Below are 4,994 nucleotides of genomic sequence, written 5' to 3'. Positions count from 1 at the left end.
CGTACGCCCCGTCGACGTCACCTGGAACGCCGGTGTCCGGCCCACCCGAGGAGCCCATCCTCCACCTGCCCCCGGCACCGCCCTGGCCGTCGACCGACACTCCGGCCACGCCGCTCGGCGCGCCGACCTATCGGCCCCCGTTCGCCCCACACGGCCCGTACGCCGGGCCGGCCGTGCAGGCGCCCCGACCGAAACCGCCCAAGCCGCCCAAGAAGCCCCGCGAGCGCTCGGCCCTCGGCGCGGTGACCTTCTCACTGATCTTTGTCGCGCTGGGCGTGGTCGGCATCCTCGACCTGCTCGACGTCTTCGCCATCGGCGCCTCGGCCTACTTCGCCGCGGCCCTCGCCGTGATCGGCATCGGCCTGCTGGTGGGCACCTGGTTCGGCCGGGCCCGCTGGCTCATCGCCCTCGGCCTGGTGACCGCCGCCGCGTTGGGCGTGGCCACCGTCGCCGAGTCGTACGACAGGTACCGGGGGGTGGACGGGGCCGTCACCTGGGCACCCGCCGACCGCCGCGATCTCGCCGTCCGGTACGAGCAGAGTTTCGCCGACGCCGTGCTGGACCTGCGCGCGATCGACTTCGAGGAGCAGGAGACCGAGATCACCGTGGTGATCAACTTTGGCAACGCCACAGTGGTGGTACCGCCGGACGTGGACGTCACCGCCGTGGCGCAGGCGACCGCCGGGGACGTCAACATCTTCGGCCATCAACGTCGCTGGGGCATGGACAACCAGCCCGCAGAGACCGTGGACCTGGGCGCCGACGGTGCCGGCGGCGGCACCCTCCGGCTCAACCTGCACGTCAACGCCGGACACATGGAGGTGACTCGATGAGGGTCCACCGCACCGACCTGGTGTCGTTCGCCTTCGGGCTGCTCTTCGTCGCGCTCGCCGCCTGGTGGCTGCTCGCCCAGATGCTCGGCCTCATCCTGCCGCCGGTCGGCTGGTTCCTGGCCGGCGGGCTCATCCTGATCGGCAGTCTCGGTCTGATCGGCGCGCTGCGCTCCGGCCGCCACGCCGGCAAGCCCGACCCCGCCACCCCGAACGAGACGGAGACCGGCCCAGCCGCCCCGTCCGGGACGGACACCCTCACCCCCACCGAGTGGGACACGCTCATGCCGAGCGAGCCGGACACGTACCCCGCGGCCGAGTGGGACCCGCCCGCGCCGGCCGAGCCGGGTGAGCCTGCCAAGCCGGCCGAGCCGGGTGAGCCGGCCGTCGCGACGCCGGAGCCGGGTGGCGAGCGTACGCTCGACCTGTCCAGCGGGGACGAACCGTCGCCGGGTCAGCGGGGGCCAGCGGCCTGACCATGCAACTGCCCATCCTGGCCGCCTATGCTGGCCGGTGTGCCTCCGCCTTCGCCGGCCGGCCCACGCCGCAGGGGCATCCCTCGCGGGTCACCGGCTCGCGCGGACCGTCCACGGCCTCGGCGACCACACCGGCGGGTGGTTGACCCCGCGTCCGTCGCCTCTACCTCGTCAGGAGCCCGTCCGAGATGACCCAGTCCCCCGCCGTGCGAGCCTTCGGCCCATCCGGCCCGGCCCGCCTCGGCGAGCGTGCCGCTCGTACCCTCGTCTCCGAGCTCGCCCGGATCAACGCCGCCAAAACCGCGCTGCTGGTCGGTGCGGCCCCGGAGTCCGCCGTGCTGGCCGCCGCGATCGACGCGTTGCTGCCCGGTGACACCCTCATCGTGGTTCCCGCCGAGCGGGTCGCCGCCTCGGCGCTGCGGGAGCACGTCACCGCGCAGGGCCGCTGGGTCGCCGACCGGGTACGCGTCGTGGACAGCCTCGCCGAGGCCGAGCCGGCCGCGGTGGTGGTCGCCGGCGAAGCGCTCATCGGCACCGCCGACGAGGCCCGGGGCACCGTCGAGACGTTGACCAAGTACCTCAACGACGGCGGGGTGCTCAGCGTGGCCACCGCCGTCGGCCGGACCGCCGGCGCCGCCGCCGAGTTGGACCGCCAGGGCGCGCTGCACGGCGTCGGCAACGACCTGGTGCTGCGCAACTCCCCGCCGGTACGCGTGTACCGGCTCCGCTTCACCCCGGCGGACTCGGCCGCCGCGGAACAGCTCGCGCCGGCCTTCCGCCCGTCGAGCGTCCCGGTCACCCGGGGCATGCACATCGACTCCAACGGGGTGGCCGCCGCCGGCATCGCCGTGGGGCTTGCCGCGCTGGCCCGGCTGACCCGACCGAAGTCCAAGCTCTGGCTGCTGCCCGCGCTGGCCGCCGCGCCGGTGGCGGCGTTCTTCCGGGACCCGGAACGGGACGTGCCGGAGGACCCGTCGGCCGTGGTGGCCGCCGCCGACGGCCGGGTGCTGTCGGTACAGCGACTGCACGACGAGCGCTTCGGCGACGGCGAGTTCCTGCGGGTCGCGGTCTTCCTCTCCGTGCTGGACGTGCACGTCAACCGCGCTCCGGTGGCGGGCAAGGTGGTGGACTACTTCGTCGCGGACGGTGGCTTCGTCAACGCGATGAAGCCGGACGCGGAGCACAACGTGGCCGCGTACACGGTGCTGGACACCACCCACGGCACGGTGGTGGTGGCGCAGCGTACGGGCCTGATCGCCAGGCGGATCGTGCAGCGCGCCCCGGTCGGGTCGCTGCTCGCCCGGGGCGAGCGGTTCGGGCTGATCCGGTTCGGCTCGCGGACCGACGTCTACCTGCCCGCTGACGCGGCGGAGCCGCTTGTCGGCCCGGGTGACAAGGTGATCGGCGGATCCACTGTCATCGCCCGCTGGCGCTGACTCAGACAGTGAAAAAGGGGGGCGCCGTGGCGCCCCCCTTTTTCCGTGCTCCGAGATCAGATGGTGCGACGCTGGCGCAGCCAGAGCACCGGCCCACTGACCAGGTAACCCACCACGATCAGGCCGAAGGTGAGCCGGACGTCGACGAGCGCGCCGACCACCGGGACGAGCCACACCCACGGCGGCAGCTTGACCAGCCGGGCCAGCTTCGCGTACGGGAAGCTGCTGACCATGGTGAAGGCGAGCAGCGCCACGCCGGCGATCTGGACCGCACCGGGCACCGGGAGACCGATAACCACCATCAGGGCCAGCACGGCCGCCGCCATGGTGGTCGGCACGCCGGAGAAGAACCGGCCGTCGGAGGGCGAGACGTTGAACCGGGCCAGCCGGATCGCGGCGCAGGCCGCCACGAGCGCCGCCGCCACCGCGGCGGCCGCTGTCGGCACCTCGCCGGCGAGCGAGGCGTAGACCACCACGGGCGCGGCGAGGCCGAAGGAGCACATGTCGGCGAGCGAGTCCATCTGGGCGCCGAACGGGCTGGACACCCCGAGCTTGCGGGCCAACGCGCCGTCCAGACCGTCGAACGCGACGCAGGCGATCAGGAGGAAGGCGGCGAGCCGGACGTTGCCCTGCATGGCCACGAAGATGGCGTTGATGCCGAGCAGCAGGCTGGCCAGGGTGCAGGCGTTGACCAGCGCGAACTTCATCCGCCGAGCCGGTGTCCGGACGCCGGGGAGCAGCGGTACGGATGTGGTGGTCGACTCCTCCGCCACCACCGGTGTCGGTGTGACGGGTGTCGGCCCCACGGCGGGGCTGATCGGGGCGACCCGCTCGATCCCGGCGCGTTGGAACCGCCTCAGGCCGTACCGGCGACGCGGACGGTCCGCGTACCGAGGCTCGGGATACAGGTCGGGCACACCGTGCAGTTCCGTGTCACGGCGGCCGACGCGGACCAACAGCACCTGGCGGGCGAGGGTGCCGCTGCGGCGCAGCGGGCCCGTCCAGTTTCGCCCTGCGGGACGCGGGCTGTCAGTCGTACGACGCCGGCGCCATGGGGCTCTCGGCACGTTTCCTCCATCACCGGATCGGCCGCCTCGCGGGCGGGTGTCCGGCTGTCTCGTGCCGGACCTTTCTGGCCCGGCAGCCATTTTGCGGAGTACACCATCGCACAGGGGGGTGGGGATTGGCGATAGCTGCCGGCGGTGCTTATATCTCCCCTAACCGTGCGAACCGCCGCGTTATTCCCATCCCGGTCGCGATCGCCCGTTTTTCACCATCGGCCCTACCCTGACTGTACCGGAGGTGGTCACCACGGGCCCGGTGAGCGATCGCCCGCGACGGTGTGACACCGGTCAGCCAGGGGCCGCCACCAGGAGCCTGGCGGCGATCTCCGTGAGCGGTAGTTCTCGCAGGTCAGAGCGGCTGAACCAGCCGGCGCGGGCGGTCGAGCCGCCGGCCAGCTCGGTTACCTTCGGCTCGGTCGGAACGTCGACTGTCACCCGATAGACGACCCGGATGCCGTGCCAGTCGAGCGGATATCCCTCCGGACCGAGAGCGGCCGGATTGTGCAGATTGTCCAGCTCGATGAGGTCGGTCACCCGACCCAGTTGGCCGGACTCCTCGATCAACTCCCGTAACAGCCCGGTGACGGGCTGTTCACCATGATCGGTTCCACCGCCGGGCAGGTGCCACCGCCCGGCACCCGGATAGCCCTCCGCGATCAACGACAGCAGCACCCGGTCGGCGGGGTCAGTGACCAACCCGTACGCCCCGAAACGCTGCCGGCGACGGGCATCGGGCCCAGCGAACGGCTCCCGGCGGCGGAGCGTACCCGCCGGCAGCGGCACCACCGGCAGGCCGAGCGCCTCGGCGGTGAACGGCAGCAGCGGCAGCCCGGCCGCCTCGTCCGGGGTCAGCCAGCGAACCAGGTCCGTGCTGCCCGCCGGCTCGGCCCGCAGCGCACCGCCCACCGGGGCCAGATCGAACAACACCCGGTCGGTGTGCAGGGCCACCTTCTGGTCGGGGTACGGCACCACGTCCGCGACCACCGCGCGCAGCCCGGTCAGATCGACGGTCAGCCCGGTCTCCTCGGCCACCTCGCGGACCACCGCCCGTGCCGGATGCTCGGCGTGCGCCACGCCGCCACCCGGCAACGACCACACCCCAGGGAAGTCGGCCTGCGCGGAGCTGCGCACCAGCAGCACCCGCTCCCGGCCGGCATCCCACACCACCCCGTACGCCCCAACCCGCCG

General features: G+C 72.9%; 4 protein-coding genes and 1 pseudogene. 3 read left to right on the top strand and 2 right to left on the bottom strand.

All coding sequences use genetic code 11. The annotated features are described in order from the left end of the window. The 3 genes and pseudogenes from C1I93_RS28295 to C1I93_RS28285 all read left to right on the top strand — a co-directional run. The coding region (locus C1I93_RS28295) for a LiaF domain-containing protein (RefSeq protein ID WP_258378368.1) at positions 1 to 833 on the top strand (833 nt) is incomplete at its 5' end. Beyond that, a pseudogene (locus tag C1I93_RS28290) lies at positions 830 to 1,081 on the top strand (hypothetical protein); the annotation flags it as partial. The gene C1I93_RS28295 and the pseudogene C1I93_RS28290, both read left to right, overlap by 4 nt. A gap of 413 nt (positions 1,082 to 1,494) precedes the next feature. Beyond that, a complete protein-coding gene (locus C1I93_RS28285; RefSeq protein ID WP_111246315.1) occupies positions 1,495 to 2,742 on the top strand; it encodes a phosphatidylserine decarboxylase in 1,248 nt (415 codons plus the stop codon). Between the two features lie 56 nt (positions 2,743 to 2,798). On the opposite strand, the gene C1I93_RS28280 is transcribed toward C1I93_RS28285, so the two are convergent. Together C1I93_RS28280 and C1I93_RS28275 are read right to left on the bottom strand one after the other, a co-directional pair. Then, on the bottom strand, positions 2,799 to 3,734 hold the full coding sequence (locus C1I93_RS28280) for a CDP-alcohol phosphatidyltransferase family protein (protein WP_111246317.1): 936 nt from the start codon (positions 3,732 to 3,734) through the stop codon (positions 2,799 to 2,801). A 360-nt stretch (positions 3,735 to 4,094) separates the two neighbouring features. After that, on the bottom strand, positions 4,095 to 4,994 hold a 900-nt coding region (locus C1I93_RS28275; protein WP_258378367.1), incomplete at its 5' end, for an NUDIX domain-containing protein.

It is taken from the genome of Micromonospora endophytica (assembly GCF_003236305.1).
GTDB lineage: Bacteria > Actinomycetota > Actinomycetes > Mycobacteriales > Micromonosporaceae > Micromonospora > Micromonospora endophytica.
The sequence above is the reverse complement of the archived record's forward strand: the minus strand, read 5'-3'. Positions and strand labels throughout refer to the sequence as shown.

Excerpts from the sequence above, each read along its gene's own strand:
- C1I93_RS28285 (WP_111246315.1), top strand. The coding sequence starts at position 1,495 with ATGACCCAGTCCCCCGCCGTGCGAGCCTTCGGCCCATCCGGCCCGGCC.